This window comes from Streptomyces longispororuber, assembly GCF_014656095.1.
Taxonomy (GTDB): Bacteria; Actinomycetota; Actinomycetes; order Streptomycetales; family Streptomycetaceae; genus Streptomyces; species Streptomyces longispororuber.
Genome location: NZ_BNBT01000013.1, coordinates 61,740 through 79,485, shown reverse-complemented (window position 1 = coordinate 79,485; position 17,746 = coordinate 61,740). Strand labels below are relative to the sequence as shown.

The following is a 17,746-nucleotide window of genomic DNA, read 5'->3' as shown; positions in this document are numbered from 1 at the left end:
CGAGCGCCTCGTTGTAGCGGCTGTGCCCGCGAACACACCGAAACGAGCCCCGAGTCAGAGCGACCACGACGCCGTCGTCATCGGCGCCGGACCCAGCGGTCTGGCGACCGCGGCGCTGCTGCGCCGCGCCGGTGTCCCGGCCGTGGTCCTGGAACGCTCCGGCCAGGTCGGAGCGAGCTGGCGGCAGCGGTACGACCACCTCCGGCTGCACACCACCCGGGGCGGTTCCAAGCTCCCCGGCCTCGCGGTGCCCCGGCAGGCGGGCACCTGGGTGGGCAAGGACGACTGGGTGCGCTACCTGGAGCGCTACAGCGCCCACCACCGGCTGGACGTCCGCACCCATTCCCCCGTCCACCGGGTCGAGTCCGCGCCGGCGTCCCCCGGGACGCGGTGGCTCGTCACGACCGCCGAGGAGGCCTGCACCGCCCGCGCGGTCGTGGTCGCCACCGGCCGCTCCCACACCCCGTACCTGCCGGACTGGCCCGGGCGCGACACCTTCACCGGGGAGCTGGTGCACGCGTACGACTACCGTACGCCGACCGCCTACCGGGACAAGGACGTGCTCGTGGTCGGGGCGGGCAACAGCGGCACGGAGATCGCCGTCGCCCTCGCCCGGGCGGGCGCGGGCCGGGTCCGCCTCGCGGTCCGTACGCCGCCGAACATCCTGCCCCGGTCCAGCAGCCGCTGGCACGCCGTGGGTCGGCTCACGGAGGCGCTGCTGCCCCTGGCCCTGCGGGACCGCTTCTCGCTGTGGACGCAGCGCACGGCGCTGCCGGACCTGACCGCGTACGGGCTGCCGTGCCCGACGGAAGGGGTGTACACGCGGAACGCCCGCGACGAGGTCAACCCGGTCCTCGACCACGGGTTCGCGGCGGCGGTGCGGGCCGGGGACGTCGAACCGGTGGCGGCCGTGGAGCGGTTCGACGGGCCCCGGGTGGTGCTGGCCGACGGCGCGCGCGTGACGCCGCAGGCGGTGATCACCGCGACCGGCTACCGCACGGGCCTGGACGGCTGGCTCGGGCACCTCGGCGTGCTCGACGACGACGGGTACCCGGCGGTGCGCGGGGCCCAGACCGCCCCGGACGCCCCGGGGCTGTACTTCGTCGGCTACGCCAACCCCCTGAGCGGCGCGCTGTACCGGGCGGGCGTCGAGGCGCGGGCCGTCACCCGGGCCATCTGCCGCATGCCCGCACCCGTCCGCATCCCCGCCGCCCGCCGCGGTGACCGCCCGGCCGGGCACGGGCGCGGACTCCCCGGCGAGCACGCCCACCGGGACGCGTCCACCGAGGCGGCCGAGTGAGCCGTACGGGGCGCGGGCCGCGGGGGGAGTGAGTCGTCCGGAGCCTGGGCCGCGGGGGGAGTGAGCCGTACGGGGTCTGGGCCGCAGGGGAGTGAGCCGCCCGGCGAGGAGGCGGGTTGCGGTGTGCGCGCGGAGTATTCACTTGATCCACCCGGGCGCCTTGGTCCAGGCTGGGGCGCGGGCGCTGCCGCTCGCGCCCCGCGGCCGTCGACCGGCCCGCGCCACCGCCGCCCCCGTCTGGAGACGCCCCCTTGACCCAGGTGCCCCACGTGCCCCGCGTGACCATCGAGGAGTACCCGGTGGCCGACGGCGAGGCCGGGCCGTACTCCCTGGCGACCGGGCCGGACGGCGCGCTCTGGTTCACCCTGGTCCACGGCGGCCGGATCGGCCGTCTCGTGCCGGGTGAGGAGGCGACCAGCCATCCGCTCGACCCCGGCTGCGGGCCGACCGTCATCGTCCCCGGCCCCGACGGCGCGCTCTGGTTCACCGAGTACCGGGGGCACCGCATCGGCCGGATCACCACCGAGGGCGTCGTCGACGCGTTCGCGCTGCCCGCCCCGGACCGCGGCCCGTTCGGCATCGCCGCGGGGCCGGACGGCGCGCTGTGGTTCACGGAGACCGCCGCCGACCGCGTCGGCCGCATCACCGTCGACGGGCAGGTCACCGAGTTCCCGCTGCCCGTCACCGGCGCGTTCCCGTCCGCGATCGCCGCCGGGGGCGACGGCGCGATGTGGTTCACCCTCAACCAGGCCGACGCGATCGGACGGATCGACGGGGACGGGGCGGTCGCCCTGCACCCGCTGCCGACCGAGGGCGCCGCGCCGGTGGGCATCGCCGCGGGCCACGACGGGGCCCTGTGGTTCACCGAGATCGCCGCCGGGCAGATCGGCCGGATCACCCCGGACGGGCGGATCACCGAGTTCCCGCTGCCGGACCGCGCCGGGCGCCCGCACGCCGTCACCGTCGACGGCGGCGGCACCGCGTGGTTCACCGAGTGGGGCGCCAACCGCGTCGGCGCGATCACGCCCGACGGCTCCGTCACCGCGCACGACCTGCCAACGCCGGGCTCCGAGCCGCACGGGATCACCGTCGGTCCCGACGGCGCGCTGTGGACGGCCCTGGAGACGGGCGCGCTGGCGCGCGTCGCCCCGGCTGACGGCCCGGCCTGAGGGACCCGCCGTCACGCGGGCTTCCCTCCTGTCCCCTCCTCGTCCTCCTCGTCCTCCCCGCCACTGCCGTCCCGGGCGCTGTCCTGCGCCTCGGCGGGCGTCCTCGCGGGGGCGGCCGCACGGGTGTGCACGTACGCGGTGAGCTGACGCACCTGGCGCTCCAGGGACTTGATGCGGTCCACGATGTCCTCGGGGAGATTCGGCATCAGTCGGCCTCCTGACCGTCGCGGTCCGTGTGTTCCTGTCGTGCGGGTGACGCGGGAGCCCGCTCCGCGACCCCCTGCCCCGCGGCGGCCCCGCGGCCCTCCAGGCCTTCGAGGAAGAGCTCCGCGGACTCGCCGCGGCCGCGCTCGGGGGCGGTGACCTTGACGCCGACGACGCGGTACGTCGCGTCGAGGCCCGGGCTGAACCACACGTCGTGGATCCGCAGTCGCACGGTCGTGCCGAGGAGCAGGGGCGTGGTGTCCGCGTCCAGGCGGACGCGGACGGCGGGGACGACCACCGGCCCGCCGAGCGCGGCCAGTTCGGCGCGGGCGAGGGCGTTCAGCGTCGCCTTGTCGGTGACGTTGCCGTGGTCGGAGGTGGTGTCGAGGCGGGGGAAGCCGCCGTCGATGAGGGCCTGCGCCACGTGCTCGTCCGAGACGACCGGGCCCGTCGCGCCCTCGGGCGTGCCGCCGCGGGCCCGTGCCGTCGTACCGCCGCGGGTGGCGTCGCGCGGGAAGGAGTACGTGAGGACGTCGCCCGGCAGGTCGAGGACCGTGGTGCCCTCGCCGAGGTCGAGGCGCGGGACGCCGAACAGCAGCCGCTTGGCGCGCCGGCCCGTCGCCGGGTCGCGGTGGACGCTCACCAGGTACTCGAACCCCGGGTCCGTCGCGGCGAGTTCGGCGACGGCCTCCTCCACCACGGTCTCCTCCCCGTCGTGGTAGGTCACCGTGCGGGGCGTGCCCGGCGGCGCGGGCGCGTAGCCGACGCCGATGTCGCCGCCGGGCGCCTCCTGGATGTGCTCCCACAGCCGGCGCACGATGGTGACGTCGTCGGTGGCGGTGAAGGCCAGGGTCCGCCGGATGCGGCGGCGCGCCGCGTACGAGTCGAAGGTGGCCGCCTGCAGCGCGACGGTGACCAGGCCCTGCTCGTCCATGGCGGGGGTGAGCGTCCAGACGATGCCGCCCCAGCACACCTGCCCGCCGCGCTCCAGGTAGACGGCGGTGCGGCCCTCCACGAGCTGCCTGACCCGCGCCGCCATCCGCCGGTTGGGCACCGGCAGGGTGGCGGACAGCGACCCCGGCCTGCCGATGTAGTCGTCGAACTCAAGACCGTGCAGCGGCAGCACGTCGACGGGCGTGTCGGTGCGCAGGTCGGCGAAGAACGCGAGGTACGGGCTGTCCACGGCTCAGGCGACCGGGTCGACGCGGAGGAAGCGGTTGTCGAACCAGGCCTTGGTGGTCCCCGTCCGGTGGGCGGCGGTCACGCTGTACTCGGTGCCGGGCGTGAGGCGGCCCAGCGGGACGTTGGTGTACACCGAGGCGGAGCCGGCCCCGGTGTAGATGGCGGCCAGGTCGTCGGAGGCGGTCAGGAGGAGGGCGCCGCCCGCCTTCGGCCGGACGTTCACCGACAGGTAGGCGCCGCCGCCGTCGTCGCCCGCGACGCGCGCCCCGAACGCGATGTGCACCCAGGTCGAGGCGGGGGCGACGAAGCTGGTGGTGAGCGGCACGGCCTCGTTGAGCGCCTCGGTGAACGTCTTGGAGGTGGTCCACCCCAGGTCGATGCTGTGCCGCAGGACCGCGTCGGGGATGTACTTCTGCCACTGGCCGCCGTCCCAGCGCTCCAGGCGGCCGCCCGCGTCCCGGTACTGGCCGGGGTAGGCGCCCTGCGTGCCGTGGCCACCCCCGGCGGGCAGGATGCCGCCGAGCGCGGCGGTGTAGCGGCGCCGGTCGGCGACCGACGTGGCCCAGGTGATGCCGCGGGCCGCCGAGGCCCCCGCGGGCACCGACACCTCGTAGAGCAGCTCGGCGGTCCTGGGCAGGGCGGGCGGCACCGGCGCGCTCGCGGGGGTGCCCTGCACGATCTCCAGGACGGCCTCGTAGCGGCCCGACGCGTCGTAGTCCGCGTCGTACACCCGCACCACCAGCGCGTCGACGCGCGGCAGCGTGGCGTGGCCGTCGGCGAAGGTGAGCTGCGTGTCGGCGTCCACGGTGACGGGGTAGCCGCCCTGGGCGGCGGCGGAGCCGCCCGGCACCCACAGCCGCCCCGGGGACAGCCGGGCCTGCATGCTGGTGGCGGCCGTGCCGGTGAGCTGGAGCCCCCCGACGACGCAGCCGCCGCGCGCGGTCAGCGGTCCGGACGCGGCCATGCCGAGGCTCACGGCGAGCCGGGTGTCCTCCCGGGTCTGCCCGGTGGGCAGGTGCCATGCGGAACGTGTCGTCATCGAACACTCCAAGGTTGCCGGTCGTCGGTCCGGCCGCGACCGCCGCCCGGTGCGGCGGGCCGGGCCGTGGTGCGGGCCGGGCCCTGGCGCGGGTCGGGCCGAGGTGCGGGCCGGGCCCTGGCGCGGGGCGGGCCGGGCTGCGGGCACTCACCACTCGGCCGAGCGCCAGGTGACGGTGGCGGACGCCTCCTCCGCCCAGCCGGAAGCGGCCCTGAAGGACAGCCGGGAAGGCCCCGGGGCGAGCGTGAACAGCTCCTCGGGCACGCTGCCCACGGTCGCCAGGTGGCGGCGCGACGCGGTGCCGTTGAACAGGACCGTCCCCTCGGCGGTGTCGACCTCGAGGACGTCGCCCCGCGTCAGCTCGATGCCGTACTCCAGCCAGGTGCCGTCACGGTGGTTGGCCAGCCGCGGCGTCACGCACGGCCCGGTGAAGGCGATCAGCACGGGCGTGGCCGCGCTGCCCGCGTTCTCCACGGTCACGTCGCCGCTCGCGCCCGGGGTGCCCCAGGTGAGCGGCCACGTCAGCGGCCAGGACAGGCCCGGCTCGGCGCGCGGCAGCCCGACCGCGGCGCGGCGCGCGTCGCTCTCGTAGCGCCGCGGGTCCATGGCCTTCCACTGCACGGTCACCTTGGCGAGCCGGCTCGCGAGGAACTGCCGGTCGGTGGGCACCACCCGCTGGGTGACCCGCGCCCTGACGGCGAGGGTCTCCCCGTGGAGGCGTACCGCGAGCCACTCCTCCTCGTCGCGCACGGCGGTCGCCGAGCGCAGCGCCCGCAGCGCGGCGAGCACCGCCTCGGACCCGCCGTCCGGGTCCGGCGCCAGCCACAACTGGGCGGTGACCGTACGCGGCTGTGCCCACTGCGTGCCCGGCCAGCCGCCGTGCCCCGCCGGGCGGTTGGCGTCGGAGGACTCCAGGCCCGGCAGCTCCTCCCAGCCGGTCAGCCCCTCGGCGGCCACCCAGTACACGGTGCCGGGGCCGAGGAGGAGGTCCGCCCACTGCACCTGCCCGTCCGCGGTGATCAGCTCCCCGGGCCCGCCGGCTGCCACCTCCGGCGCGCCGTGCCCGTACGTCGTGCCTGCGGCCATCCGCCGCCTCACCCCCTGGCCTTCATCAGGAACATCAGCTCCTCCGCGGTCTGCCGGGCGCTGCCACCCCGCGCCTCGTGGTAGTGCTCGATCACCAGGGAGCCGGTGCCCCGCGGGTGCGGCCCCAGCGCGGGGACCGGGCCTGCGCCCGGCCGCGCGGAGCGGGTGAGCAGCGCCTCCAGCCGGTTCAGCGGCAGCACGGCCTCGGCCTGGCCCGCCTCGGCGAGCACGGCGAGCGTGCCGCCGGCGCGGGGCAGGACGACACCGCCCCGGGCCAGCGTGGGGATCGTCGGCAGGCTGACGCCGAAGGACTTGCCGCCGACGCCGGGGACCCAGCCGGGGACGGACACCTTGACCTTGTTCAGCGCCCGGATCGCCGAGTTGACCAGGCCGATCACCCCGTTGACGGGCCCCTTCACGGCGCCGAGCACGCTGGTGAAGACGCCCTTGGTGAAGTTCGCGAGGCCGCTCCAGGCCCGGTGCAGCCCGTCGCGCACGGCGCGGAACGCCGCCGGGACGCGCTCCCGCAGGAACGACAGGGCCGGTCCGATCACGGCGAGGATCGCGCGGATCACCGTCGTGATGATGGTCTTGTAGATCGTGAAGTACGTCTTGACGACGGTCCAGATCACCCGCAGGACCACTTGGAAGGCGACCCTGATGGCGTTCCAGGTCGTCTGCACGACCTGCCGCGCCACCCGCATCGTCGCCCCGATCACCTGCCCGATGACCCGGAACGCCGTCCGTACGATCCGCTGCACGGTCCTGGACTGCATGGCCATCTCGACGAGCTTGGTGATCAGCGGAAGCAGCAGCGCCATGATCGCGCCGAAGACGTTCGCCTTCATGGCGGTGTTCAGCCCGCGCTGCGCGGTGGTGACGCCCTGGAGCCCGGTCCTCATCCGCCCCATGAGGCCGCCGCCGCGGGTGGCCGACTTCCCGGCGCCGTCCATGGCCCGGTCCGCCTGGCGCACGCCGCGCGCCGCGGCGTCCGCCCCCGACCGCACGCCCCGCAAGGACTGGGCCGTGCGGTCGAGGCCCGCCTTGATCCGCGTCACCGCCCGGTCCGCGGACTGGACCGTGGTCCGCAGCCGGCCGACCCCGGACTCGGCCTGCCCCGCGTTCGTCCGCAGCCCGCGGAAGCCGGTGATGGAGCGGTTGAGGGCTGCTACGAGTGACATGGGCTGCCTCCTGAGGGGCCGGGGTGCGTCAGCCGAGCGCGCGGATGAGACTGTTGATGCGTGCCTCAAGGCGGTTGATCTGGGCGGCCGTTTCGGTGAAGGTCCCGGTGTTGCCGAAGGTCGCCTGCCGGGGTGGCGGAGTGCCGGCCGAGGCCCTGGCGGCGAGGGCCTCCAGCCGCCTCAGCGCCCTTCTGGCGTCGCGGCCCGCCGCGTGGGCGGCGTCAAAGGCGCGCCCCACGGCTCTCCGGGTGTCCGTGATGGACGCCTTGAGGTCCTCGGGCCGGAGACCGGCAGCCCGGTCCCGCTGCTCCTGCAGGTTCTTCTGCAGGTGCTCAAGAAGGTTGAAGTCGAAGCTGGCCAGCTTGAAGCTGCTGGTCACTGCCGCGAACTCCTTCTTCATGGCGGTGACTTCCGTGACGGAGGCGACCGCGTCCACCTTCGCCAGGCCGCGCTCAAGCTTCCAGACGAACGACTGGTGTTCCTTCTCCAGTTTGGTCAGGCGGTCGTCCACACTGGGCATGAGGTTCTCCGTAGCTCGGTCGGTGGGCCGTCATGCGAAGAAGCGCGCCAGCTCCGCGGGGCCCGGGGTGCCGGGTGCGTGCTCCGGCGTGGCCTCGTCCACGCCCGGCCGCGGCACCGGCTGGGGCGGTTCCGGGGCCGGGTCGTCCTCGTCGCGGTTGACGGAGGCGAACATCCAGTTGGCGATGGCCAGGTGGTCGACCACGGCGGCCAGCAGGTGGTCGGTCAGCGACCACCGCGCCGCCTCGCCCTCGTGCGCCGCCCGGAACGCGCTGTCCTGCGGCAGGTGCCGCACGAGTACCGCGAGCCGCCGCGAGGACAGCTCGCCGCGGTGCCAGTCGAGCAGGTCGACGCCGTAGTGCCGCAGCAGGTCGGCCTCCAGCGCCTCGGCGTGCTCCTCCACGAGCGCGCCGAGGCTCAGCCTTCCCCCACGCTCAGACCGGTCTCCTCCCCGTACGCGTTGAGGATGGCGGCGACGTCCTGGACGCTCAGGTCGTGGTCGCCGAGCCGCTTGTACTGTTCGTCGCCGAGCAGCAGCGCGAGCAGGCCGTCGAGGTCGTCGTCGCCCAGGGAGGCGAGCGCCTGGGCGGAGCGGCGCGGGATCTCCGTGGGCAGCGAGAACGTCTCGCCGTCCACCTCGAACTCCCACCTCAGACCGAGCGTCTCCAGGCGCTGGGCGCGGGCGGCGTTGACGTTGAAGGGCGCGGGCATACGACTCCTCGGGCGCGGGGCGGCGGTGGCCTGCGGGCTGCTTGCGGGCTACTTGGCGAAGGCGGGGTCGTTCGTGATCCAGAGGGCGAGGGGCCTGGTGTTGTCCACGGCGAGCGCGGTGAAGGTGACGCCGAGCTTGACCGACGCGGTGCGGGTGAGCTGGAACTCCTCGGTCTCGGTGACCTGTCCGCGCTCGATGACGAAGCGGTACTTGATGGTGTCGCCGTCGGCGAACTCCACGCCGAGCATCCGCTCGTCCTTCCTGGGCTCGGCGGACACCTCGTACCGGTAGAGCTTGGAGCCCTCGGCGGTCTCCTTGACGTCGCCGCCGCCGAAGAAGTACGGCAGCGTGTCCTCGTTGAGCTGGAGCAGCGCGAACTTCACGGTGAGGTCGCGGTCGGAGTACACGAAGCGGGCCGGGCTGACCGACTGCCAGGTGTCCACCGGGTCGATCTTGTCCTTCTTGTTGAAGCGGATGCCGTCGGTCGTCGTGTAGCCCAGGTCGCGCCAGCCCGCTCCCCAGTTGGCGGTGACGTCGGCGGGCGCCTGCGTACCGGGCGGAGCGGTGAGGATGCGCCCCGTCCCGGCGACACGGATCTCGTTGGGGTTCATTCCGGGCATGCTGGCTCCTTCGGATCGGGCACGTCAGGAGGGGCGGATCGAGAGCCGGGTGGTGGACAGGTAGCGGCTGGCGGCCTGCCGTCGGTAGTCGGGCAGCCAGCGCGGTCCGTCCGCCTCGACGGCGTCGGTGACGTAGGCGCTGCCGTACGTGGTGCCGCGCACGGTGAGCAGCGCCGTACGGGCCGCGGTGGCCACCGCGTGGGCCGTGGGCTTGTCGGGTCCGTAGACCTCCAGGTCGATCAGGGGCTGGTCGAGGTGCTGGTCGTCGACCCAGGCGCCGCCCGCCCGGGACACCAGGACGGCCTTCTGGGTGCCGTCGAAACCCGGGGGAGTGCGGTTGTCGACGAGGACGCCGGACAGCTCGGGACGGCTCTTGAGGTGGTCGACGACGAGGCGTTCGACATCCGGGAACACGATGGGCGGAACACTCACGCGCACCCTCCTTGCGTGGTCCGGGACGCTCATTGTGCGGGGCGGGTGGGGTGGGGGCAATGTGCTGTCGGGGAAAACCTGGGGACTGCGTATCGGAATGTGATGCTCCGTCAACTCGCTTGCCGTGCGAGGCTTTTCGAGTCTTCAGGGTCGCGGGGGGATGGGGGTGGGGGGAGGTGTGTGGCCGGGGGCGGAATCGCCCGGCGCGGTCACGGCCGCGGCGGAGTCCGCCGGGCCAGGTGGTCCTGGAGCTCGCGGTGGCGGAACTGGTAGGCCGTTCCGGCGACCCGCAGGAGACCGGCGCGGTAGCACCACGCCAGGAACCGCCCGAGCCGCCAGGGCAGCGGTCTGCCGCTCCGGCGCCGGGTGCGCAGCAGCAGTCCGGCGTACCACAGGCCGGTGGGGGCCAGCGTGGGGGCGAAGAGGAGCCCGCCCGCGAGGCCGCCGCCGGCGGTGAGGGCCAGCACCGTGCCGGGGTCCTTGCCGGCGCTCATCGCCGCCGCCAGCAGCACCTCGGCCGAGACGGCGGCCGGTACGGCGAGGCCCCACACCAGGTGGCTCCTGATGCTCGACGCGGGGTGCGAGCTCTCGGGCGCGCCGGGCAGCGGCACGGCGAACAGCAGGCCCAGGGCGGCGGCGCAGCCGGTGAACGTCACCGCGACCGGAGCCGGTGCCGCCGCCGGGTTCTGGCCGGCCACCAGCGCCGCGAGCAGCCCCGACAGGAGGCCGGACGTGACCAGCGCGGCGGTGAGGCGCTGGACGAGGGCGCGCGGCCGCGCGTGGACCTGCGGGTACTGATGGTCGTCGCCCGCGAGGTCGGACCAGGCCAGGGACCACACGGGCACCGTGAGCATGCCCAGGATGACCAGGGCCGCGAGCACCGGCCAGGGGGCGAGCAGGGGCCCCTGCGTGGCGAGCAGCCCCAGCAGCAGGGCCGTACCGGCGAGGGACACCGCCACCGCGGTCGCCACCAGCGCGGCGAGGGGGCGCCGGGTGCCGGCCAGCGGCCAGAGGCGGGACGGCACGATGTCGGTGCCGGAGAGCCGGTGGCCCGCGACGGTGCGGCCGGTGGCGGCGTTGTCCTCCAGGTAGCGGGCCAGGGTGGTCAGCCACTCCCGGACCAGGCGGGCGTCGAAGCGGGCGCCGCCCGGGCCGGGGAAGAGCTGGGCCGTGGCCGGGACGAACAGGTCCAGCAGGCGCGTGCCGACGGCCTCGGCGCTGTCCAGGCGCCGGTCGAGGAGCTGGCCGGGGTCGCGCGCGTAGCGGCCCGTGGCCGGGTCCCGCTGCTCGTGGACGGTCACGGCGAGGGTCAGGCGCCACGGTGTGGCGAGACCGGTGGCGAGGGGGCCCGTGGGCTCCCGCTCCAGGCGGTCGAGGACACCGCTCCAGCGCGAGGGGTCGTCGACCCGCGAGTCCAGGAAGGCGCGGGCCTCCGGCGCGGCGACCGGCAGGATCTCGACGCGCGCCGCGTCGTGCGCCCACACCCGGCTCTCCTCCAGCGCGTCGTACGTCTCACTGCGGCAGGTCAGCACCACCTCCGCCTTGAGCACGCCCTGTTGGTAGGCGTTGAGCGCCCGCAGCACCCGGGCCGCGCGGGAGCCGTAGCCCGGGCACGGGGCCGTGTCGAGTTCGTCGAGGCCGTCGAGCACCGGGAGCACGCGCCGCGCCGCGACCAGGGCGTCCGCGGTCTGCCGGGGCAACTGGTAGACGCGGACGAGGTGGCGCGCGAGCCACGCCTCGACGTCGACGTGCGGCTCCGAGGAGGCCGGCGACAGCCGCACGGGCACGGGCTCGTCGGCCCCGCGCCGCTCCAGGAGGCACAGCAGCAACTGGACCGCGAGGACCGTCTTGCCCGCGCCGGGGGCCCCGGTGACCACCATGCGCCGCGGGCGCAGCCGCCGGAAGTAGTCCGCGACCGCCGCCAGGCTCCCGCCCCCGTCCGCGCCGGCCGCGGAGTGCGCGGGGGAGGGGCGGAAGACGAACCGCACGTCCACGGCGCGGTCGTGGTCTCCGAGGAGCTGACGGCGGGCCTCCCGCTCCACGGCGAGCACCCGCGCCGCCAGGCGCGCGGAGGCGTCCGCGAGGTCCGTCTCCTGCCAGCGCGCCGCGCGCAGCGTCAGCCACGCGCCCCAGGCGCTCACCACGAACGAGCTGGTGCCGATGGCCGCGCCCAGGAGGTCGATGTCACCGGTCGGCGACCCGGCGGCGCGCACCAGCATCGCCACGGTGCCGCAGCACGCCACCAGCGCGGCCGACCCGAACCCGAACGACCGCCCCCGCGCGCCCACCATGGCACACATGATGGCCGAAGGACCGCGACCCTGTCGTGATCCCAGGGCCCTTGGGGCGGCACCGGCCCCAGGGGCGCGGCGCCCCGGCCGTCCCGCCCAGGGGCCGCCGGGACGCCGCGGTCACGGCCGGGGGGTCAGCGGAGGTCGAACCGGTCCAGGTCCATGACCTTCGCCCAGGCCGCGGCGAAGTCCTTGACGAACTTCTCCTTCGCGTCGTCGCTCGCGTACACCTCGGCGACCGCCCGCAGCTCGGAGTTGGAACCGAAGACCAGGTCGGCGCGGGTGCCGGTCCAGCGGACCGCGCCGCTCGCGTCGCGGGCCTCGAAGGTGTCCCGCGCCTCGGACGTCGACGTCCACGTCGTGTCCAGGTCGAGGAGGTTGATGAAGAAGTCGTTCGTCAGGGTGCCCGGCCGGTCGGTGAGGACACCGTGCGCCGACCCGGCGTGGTTGGCGCCGAGCACGCGCAGGCCGCCCACGAGGACCGTCATCTCCGGGGCGCTCAGCGTCAGCAGGTTGGCCTTGTCGAGCAGCAGGTACTCGGCCGGCAGCCGGTTGCCCTTGCCGACGTAGTTGCGGAACCCGTCGTACGACGGCTCCAGCGCGGCGAACGACTCGACGTCCGTCTCCTCCTGCGCCGCGTCCACGCGCCCCGGCGAGAACGGCACCTCGACGTCGACGCCGCCCTCCTTGGCCGCCTTCTCGACGGCCGCGGTGCCCGCGAGCACGATCAGGTCGGCCAGCGACACGTGCTTGCCGCCGGACTGCGCCGAGTTGAAGGCCTCCTGCACGCCTTCGAGCACCCGCAGCACCTGGACGAGCTCCGCCGGGTTGTTGACCTCCCAGTTGCGCTGCGGCTCCAGGCGGATGCGGGCGCCGTTGGCGCCGCCGCGCTTGTCGCTGCCGCGGAAGGAGGAGGCCGCCGCCCACGCGACGGACACGAGCTGCGCGGTGGTCAGCTCCGTGGCGAGGACCCGCTCCTTCAGGGCGGCGACGTCCGCCGCGTCGATCAGCTCGCCCGTGCGCTCCGGCAGCGGGTCCTGCCACAGCAGCGTCTCGGCGGGGACCTCCGGGCCCAGGTAGCGCACGACCGGGCCCATGTCGCGGTGCGTCAGCTTGAACCAGGCGCGGGCGAACGCGTCCGCGAACTCCTCGGGGTTCTCGTAGAAGCGCCGCGAGATCGGCTCGTAGATCGGGTCGTAGCGCAGCGAGAGGTCGGTGGTGAGCATCGTCGGGAGGCGCTTCTTCGACGGGTCCTGCGGGTCGGGGATGATCGCCTCGGCGTTCTTCGCCACCCACTGGTGGGCGCCGGCGGGGCTCTGGGTGAGCTCGTACTCGTACTCGAAGAGGTTCTTGAAGAACCCGTTGCTCCACTGCGTCGGGGTGGCCGTCCAGGTCACCTCCAGGCCGCTGGTGATGGCGTCGGCGCCCTTGCCGGTGCCGTACGTGCTCTTCCAGCCGAGGCCCATCTGCTCCAGCGGCGCGGCCTCGGGGTCGTTGCCGACGTGGTCCGCGGGGCCCGCGCCGTGGGTCTTGCCGAAGGTGTGGCCGCCCGCGATGAGGGCGACGGTCTCCTCGTCGTTCATCGCCATGCGGCGGAACGTCTCGCGGATGTCGCGGGCCGCGGCGATCGGGTCCGGGTTGCCGTTGGGGCCCTCGGGGTTGACGTAGATCAGGCCCATCTGGACGGCGCCCAGCGGGCTCTCCAACTGGCGGTCGCCGGTGTAGCGCGCGTCGCCGAGCCACTCGGTCTCGGGACCCCAGTACACGTCCTCCTCGGGCTCCCACACGTCCTCGCGGCCGCCCGCGAAGCCGAAGGTCTTGAAGCCCATCGTCTCCAGGGCCACGTTGCCGGTGAGGACCAGCAGGTCGGCCCAGGAGATGTTCTGGCCGTACTTCTTCTTCACCGGCCAGAGGAGTCGGCGGGCCTTGTCGAGGTTGGCGTTGTCGGGCCAACTGTTGAGCGGGGCGAAGCGCTGCTGCCCGGCGCCGGCGCCGCCGCGGCCGTCGCTGATGCGGTACGTGCCGGCGCTGTGCCACGCCATGCGGATCATGAGCGGGCCGTAGTGGCCGAAGTCGGCGGGCCACCAGTCCTGCGAGGTGGTCAGCACCTCGGCGATGTCGCGCTTCACCGCCGCCAGGTCGAGGGAGTTGAACGCCGCCGCGTAGTCGAAGTCCTCGCCCAGCGGGTTCGCCACGGCCGGGTTCTTCGCCAGTATCTTCAGGTTCAGCCGCTCCGACCACCACTGGCGGTTTCCGCCGCCCTGCGTCGGGTGCGGGGCCCGGCCGTGCGCGACCGGGCAGCCGTCCGTGCCCTCCAACTTCGGGTCGGTGACGATTGCGTCAGGGTTCTCGGCCATGGGAATCCTTTCGGACTGAGCGGGTCGTCGTGCTCAGGTGCTCGAAGTACTCGGGGTGCTTGCGGTGCTCGAAGTACTCGGGATGCTTGCGGTACTCGGGGTACTCGGGATGCTTGCGGTACTCGGGGTGCTCGTCGTGCTCGTGCTCGTGCTCGTCGTGCCCGGTGTCGTGCGGGTGGTGGAAAGGGGGCCGCACCGACCGCGTGGCCGACACCGCGTGGCCGACACCGTGAGGACGTGCCCGCCCGGGGGAGTGGCCGTCCTCGACGCGTCCTTGGAGCATGGGCGAGGCTGCCCTTGGCCATCGTCGGAACCGATCCTACGATGGACCGAGTCCAGGTCAAGAAGCTCATCCGATCCCAGTGCCAGCGGAACCCGCACACGTGCCGGTAAAATCCGCGCACGCCGCCGAACCGAATAGGTGAACCGCATATGAGTGACCTGCTGGAGCGACTGCGAGGGCGTGGCTGGCGCCTGACCTCCCAGCGGCGCGTCGTCGCGGAGGTCCTGGACGGCGACCACGTCCACCTCACCGCCGACGAGGTGCACGCCCGCGCCGCCGAGCGGCTGCCGGAGATCTCCCGCGCGACGGTCTACAACACGCTGGGCGAGATGGTCCTGCTCGGCGAGGTCATGGAGGTCGCGACCGACGGCCGCGCCAAGCGCTACGACCCCAACGCCCACCGCCCGCACCAGCACTTGGTCTGCTCCCGCTGCGGCACCATCCGCGACGTGCACCCCACCGGCGACCCGCTGGCCGACCTCCCGGCACAGGAGCGGTTCGGCTTCACGGTGGCCGCCGCCGAGGTCACCTACCGCGGCCTCTGCCCGTCCTGCTCCTGACGTCTCGTCCCCAAGCCGCCGTGCCTGACCGTTCCTTCAGGTCGCCAGGACCTCGTGGGCGAGCGTGACCAGGTCCGGCGCGGCCGGGTCCCCGACGCCCTCGCGCCAGGCGAGGACGAGCGGTGGCGGCGGCGCGTCCACGAGCGGGCTCGGCCCACTGCTGCTCTCGGTCGTCGCCGCGCGCCGGGTCGCCGGCCTGCTGTGGGCCGGGCTCGCGCCGGCCGGGGTCGCCCTCCTCGGCCGGGGCGGCTTCGACCGGCTCGACACCGCGGGCGCCGTCCGCACCGGCAGGAGCTGAGCGGCACCCGTCGGCGGGCGCCGTCCGCACCGACAGAAGCCGAACAGCGCCCGCCGACGGCCGGGGAGCCGGTCAAAAGGGCAGGTCAGAGCCGCGTAGGCGGGGAGACGCCCGAGCCGAGCGGCACCCTCTTCATGATCGAAAAAGGCGGGGGTTAGCATATGAGCGCCGCCTAGCTCGATCGAGAGATAAGCCTGTGACTGTCAACGACGACTCGTTCACCAACTGGAAGCACCGCGAGGAGATCGCGGAGTCGATGATCCCGCTGATCGGGAAGCTGCACCGCGAGCGGGACGTGACCGTCCTGCTCCACAGCCGCTCGCTCGTGAACAAGTCGGTGGTCAGCATCCTCAAGACCCACCGATTCGCCCGGCAGATAGCCGGCGAGGAGCTCTCCGTCACCGAGACGCTGCCGTTCCTGCGGGCCCTCACCGCGCTCGACCTCGGCCCCTCCCAGATCGACATCGGCATGCTCGCCGCGACGTACAAGGCCGACGACCGCGGTCTGTCGGTGGAGGAGTTCACCGCCGAGGCCGTGGCCGGCGCCACCGGCGCGAACAAGATCGAGTGCCGCGAGGGCCGCGACGTCGTCCTGTACGGCTTCGGCCGCATCGGCCGCCTCGTCGCCCGGCTGCTCATCGAGAAGACGGGCTCCGGCAACGGCCTGCGGCTGCGCGCCATCGTCGTCCGCCCGGGCGGCGGACGCCCCGCCGACGACCTCGTCAAGCGCGCCTCGCTGCTGCGCCGCGACTCGATCCACGGCCAGTTCCAGGGCACGATCACCGTCGACGAGGCGAGCAGCACGATCATCGCCAACGGCAACGAGATCAAGGTGATCTACGCGAGCGACCCGTCCGAGGTCGACTACACCGCCCACGGCATCAAGGACGCCATCCTCATCGACAACACCGGCAAGTGGCGCGACCGCGAGGGTCTGTCGAAGCACCTGCGCCCCGGTGTCGACAAGGTGGTCCTGACCGCCCCGGGCAAGGGCGACGTGCCCAACATCGTGCACGGCGTCAACCACGACACGATCAAGCCCGACGAGCAGATCCTGTCCTGCGCCTCCTGCACCACCAACGCCATCGTGCCGCCGCTGAAGGCGATGGCCGACGAGTACGACGTGCTGCGCGGCCACGTGGAGACCGTCCACTCGTTCACCAACGACCAGAACCTCCTGGACAACTACCACAAGGCCGACCGCCGGGGCCGCTCCGCGCCGCTGAACATGGTCATCACCGAGACCGGCGCCGCCTCCGCCGTCGCCAAGGCGCTGCCCGACCTCAAGGCGCCCATCACCGGCAGCTCGATCCGCGTCCCGGTGCCGGACGTCTCGATCGCCATCCTCAGCCTGCGGCTCGGCCGCGAGACCTCCCGCGACGAGGTCCTGGAGTACCTGCGCGAGGTGTCGCTGACCTCGCCGATGCGCCGCCAGATCGACTTCACCAGCGCGCCCGACGCCGTCTCCAACGACTTCATCGGCTCGCGCCACGCCTCGATCGTCGACGCCGGCGCCACCAAGGTCGACGGCGACAACGCCATCCTCTACCTCTGGTACGACAACGAGTTCGGCTACTCCTGCCAGGTCATCCGCGTCGTGCAGCACGTCTCCGGGGTGGAGTACCCGACCTACCCGGCCCCGGCCGCCTGACGGACGCACCCCCGCCGTACGGCGAGCACCGCGGGGCGCCCCGGAGCTTCCGGGGCGCCCCGCGGCGTGTCCGGGCACACGGAACCCCGCCGCGACGGGGGAGCGCGGCGGGGTCCACCTGGCTCGTACCCGGTGCGGCCGGGGCCATGCCCCTGTATGCCGGAACTCCCCAAAAGGAGCCGCCTGGTCCGCCGCGGCCCGGCGGGCTCAGGCACCCCGCACGGCGTGCCGGTGCACCGGGGGCAGGCCGGGCAGCACCCCGGGCCAGACGACGTCCAGGACGTGCGCGCTCGGCCTGAACAGGGAGCCGAGCCCCGGCAGGGCGGCGACCTCGTGCCACTGCCAGCGGTCGATGCGGTCCGGCTCGGTCACCGCCGGCTCGCCCTCGGCCCGGGTGACGCGGACGGCCGCCGTCAGCCGGGCCAGGCCCTGGGCGGCGGCGTCCACGAGGACCGCGAGGACCCGGGCGTCGGCCGCGGCGGCCGCCAGGCCGGTCTCCTCGCGGAGCTCGCGGACGGCGGCCTGCTCGAACGACTCACCGGGGTCGAGCTTGCCGCCGGGCAGCTCCCAGACGCCGTCGCGCGCCAGGCCGAGCAGCACCCGCCCCCGCCCGTCGGTGACGACGACGCCCGCGCCGACGGCGGCGTGCGCGGCCGGGGGGCGGTTCTCGATCAGTGTCAGCGGCGAGGGCGGCGCGGGCGGTGGCCCCGCGGCCCGGTCGTCGCCCGGCTCGTGCCGCTGTGTGTGTTCCACCGTGTTCCTCCCGTGCCCTGTGATGTCTCCGCCGTGCCTTGGGGTGTCCCCGCGTCGATCATCCCTCCCGGGGCCACGGGCGAACCGAGCGGCCCCGGCGTCGGGTGCG

19 protein-coding genes are annotated in these 17,746 nt (G+C 74.2%); 5 read left to right on the top strand and 14 right to left on the bottom strand.

Annotation, left to right across the window (positions count from 1 at the left end; genetic code table 11):
• Positions 1-22: 22 nt before the first annotated feature.
• Entirely contained in the window at positions 23-1,300 is a 1,278-nt protein-coding gene (locus IE330_RS07210) for a flavin-containing monooxygenase (RefSeq protein ID WP_190135020.1), read from the top strand.
• 278 nt (positions 1,301-1,578) lie between these two features.
• Positions 1,579-2,469: a Vgb family protein gene (locus IE330_RS07205; RefSeq protein ID WP_190135038.1), complete on the top strand. Its 891-nt coding sequence runs from the start codon at positions 1,579-1,581 to the stop codon at positions 2,467-2,469.
• Positions 2,470-2,480: 11 nt separating this feature from the next.
• Here IE330_RS07205 and IE330_RS07200 read toward each other — a convergent pair whose 3' ends face one another.
• From IE330_RS07200 to IE330_RS07140, 13 genes are all read right to left on the bottom strand, one after another.
• On the bottom strand, positions 2,481-2,675 hold the full coding sequence (locus tag IE330_RS07200) for a hypothetical protein (RefSeq protein WP_190135019.1): 195 nt from the start codon (positions 2,673-2,675) through the stop codon (positions 2,481-2,483).
• Entirely contained in the window at positions 2,675-3,856 is a 1,182-nt protein-coding gene (locus IE330_RS07195) for a hypothetical protein (RefSeq protein WP_229925452.1), read from the bottom strand. Before IE330_RS07195 ends, IE330_RS07200 begins: the two co-directional genes overlap by 1 nt.
• Positions 3,857-3,859: 3 nt before the next feature.
• Entirely contained in the window at positions 3,860-4,894 is a 1,035-nt protein-coding gene (locus IE330_RS07190; RefSeq protein WP_190135018.1) for a hypothetical protein, read from the bottom strand.
• A 147-nt stretch (positions 4,895-5,041) separates the two neighbouring features.
• The gene (locus IE330_RS07185; protein ID WP_190135017.1) at positions 5,042-5,980 is read right to left on the bottom strand and encodes a phage distal tail protein; all 939 of its coding nucleotides are present in this window, start codon (positions 5,978-5,980) and stop codon (positions 5,042-5,044) included.
• 8 nt (positions 5,981-5,988) lie between these two features.
• Positions 5,989-7,161 (bottom strand): phage tail family protein, encoded by a 1,173-nt coding sequence (locus tag IE330_RS07180; protein WP_190135016.1) that lies wholly within the window; start codon positions 7,159-7,161, stop codon positions 5,989-5,991.
• A 28-nt stretch (positions 7,162-7,189) separates the two neighbouring features.
• Positions 7,190-7,681 carry a hypothetical protein gene (locus IE330_RS07175; protein WP_190135015.1) on the bottom strand — a complete coding sequence of 164 codons (492 nt, stop codon included), beginning with the start codon at positions 7,679-7,681 and terminating at the stop codon, positions 7,190-7,192.
• A 30-nt stretch (positions 7,682-7,711) separates the two neighbouring features.
• Positions 7,712-8,083, bottom strand: a complete 372-nt coding sequence (locus IE330_RS07170; RefSeq protein WP_190135014.1) for a hypothetical protein — start codon at positions 8,081-8,083, stop codon at positions 7,712-7,714.
• A gap of 14 nt (positions 8,084-8,097) precedes the next feature.
• The gene (locus IE330_RS07165; protein ID WP_190135013.1) at positions 8,098-8,391 is read right to left on the bottom strand and encodes a hypothetical protein; all 294 of its coding nucleotides are present in this window, start codon (positions 8,389-8,391) and stop codon (positions 8,098-8,100) included.
• Positions 8,392-8,439: 48 nt separating this feature from the next.
• Complete coding sequence (locus IE330_RS07160; RefSeq protein WP_190135012.1) at positions 8,440-9,012, bottom strand: phage tail tube protein; 573 nt, start codon at positions 9,010-9,012, stop codon at positions 8,440-8,442.
• 24 nt (positions 9,013-9,036) lie between these two features.
• The gene (locus IE330_RS07155; protein WP_190135011.1) at positions 9,037-9,444 is read right to left on the bottom strand and encodes a phage tail termination protein; all 408 of its coding nucleotides are present in this window, start codon (positions 9,442-9,444) and stop codon (positions 9,037-9,039) included.
• Positions 9,445-9,653: 209 nt separating this feature from the next.
• Positions 9,654-11,735, bottom strand: a complete 2,082-nt coding sequence (locus IE330_RS07150) for an NACHT domain-containing protein (RefSeq protein ID WP_190135010.1) — start codon at positions 11,733-11,735, stop codon at positions 9,654-9,656.
• Positions 11,736-11,869: 134 nt separating this feature from the next.
• Positions 11,870-14,092, bottom strand: a complete 2,223-nt coding sequence (gene katG, locus IE330_RS07145) for a catalase/peroxidase HPI (protein WP_190135009.1) — start codon at positions 14,090-14,092, stop codon at positions 11,870-11,872.
• The gene (locus IE330_RS07140) at positions 14,076-14,375 is read right to left on the bottom strand and encodes a hypothetical protein (RefSeq protein ID WP_190135008.1); all 300 of its coding nucleotides are present in this window, start codon (positions 14,373-14,375) and stop codon (positions 14,076-14,078) included. Before IE330_RS07140 ends, katG begins: the two co-directional genes overlap by 17 nt.
• Before the next feature lie 149 nt (positions 14,376-14,524).
• Between IE330_RS07140 and IE330_RS07135 the strand changes: the two genes are divergently transcribed.
• The 3 genes from IE330_RS07135 (at position 14,525) to IE330_RS07125 (ending at position 16,884) form a co-directional block, all read left to right on the top strand.
• On the top strand, positions 14,525-14,935 hold the full coding sequence (locus IE330_RS07135; protein ID WP_190135007.1) for a Fur family transcriptional regulator: 411 nt from the start codon (positions 14,525-14,527) through the stop codon (positions 14,933-14,935).
• Between the two features lie 64 nt (positions 14,936-14,999).
• Positions 15,000-15,233 carry a hypothetical protein gene (locus IE330_RS39625; protein WP_268257271.1) on the top strand — a complete coding sequence of 78 codons (234 nt, stop codon included), beginning with the start codon at positions 15,000-15,002 and terminating at the stop codon, positions 15,231-15,233.
• A gap of 196 nt (positions 15,234-15,429) precedes the next feature.
• Positions 15,430-16,884: a glyceraldehyde-3-phosphate dehydrogenase gene (locus IE330_RS07125; protein WP_190135006.1), complete on the top strand. Its 1,455-nt coding sequence runs from the start codon at positions 15,430-15,432 to the stop codon at positions 16,882-16,884.
• A 207-nt stretch (positions 16,885-17,091) separates the two neighbouring features.
• Here IE330_RS07125 and IE330_RS07120 read toward each other — a convergent pair whose 3' ends face one another.
• Positions 17,092-17,637: a nucleotide triphosphate diphosphatase NUDT15 gene (locus IE330_RS07120; RefSeq protein ID WP_229925451.1), complete on the bottom strand. Its 546-nt coding sequence runs from the start codon at positions 17,635-17,637 to the stop codon at positions 17,092-17,094.
• Positions 17,638-17,746: the final 109 nt, after the last annotated feature.